Below are 350 nucleotides of genomic sequence, written 5' to 3'. Positions count from 1 at the left end.
AAGGTGTGCGTCCACGACTTGTTATTTCCTGCATCTCTCTTAGCGCATCATCATAAAACCGAGCTACCGAATAACTGTCTTTAGCAGCAATAATATCAATCAGTCGGTGTGGAGCGCGCGCCAACAATTCTTTTTCGGGTTTTGCCGTACCGATATCCATGCCTCGATATATCAAGGCAGAGTCCACACTGATAATGTCGCAAGCTAAGGTTTCATGAAGAGAGACTGCCAGGTCTGTCTTACCCGCCGCTGTCGGCCCCATTAGACAAATTGCACTAGGCAAGCTCATTGATAAAGCCTTAAAGAAGGTATTCGCAACATCTTAACGCCCCCGCAGAAATAACTTATCC

1 pseudogene is annotated in these 350 nt (G+C 46.6%); it reads right to left on the bottom strand.

Annotated features, from left to right (window positions below):
* Positions 1 to 289, bottom strand: a pseudogene (locus A3757_RS06140) (tRNA (adenosine(37)-N6)-dimethylallyltransferase MiaA); the annotation flags it as partial.
* Between the last annotated feature and the right edge of the window lie 61 nt (positions 290 to 350).

This window comes from Oleiphilus sp. HI0117, assembly GCF_001635235.1.
This window is presented reverse-complemented; position numbering and strand designations above follow the sequence as displayed.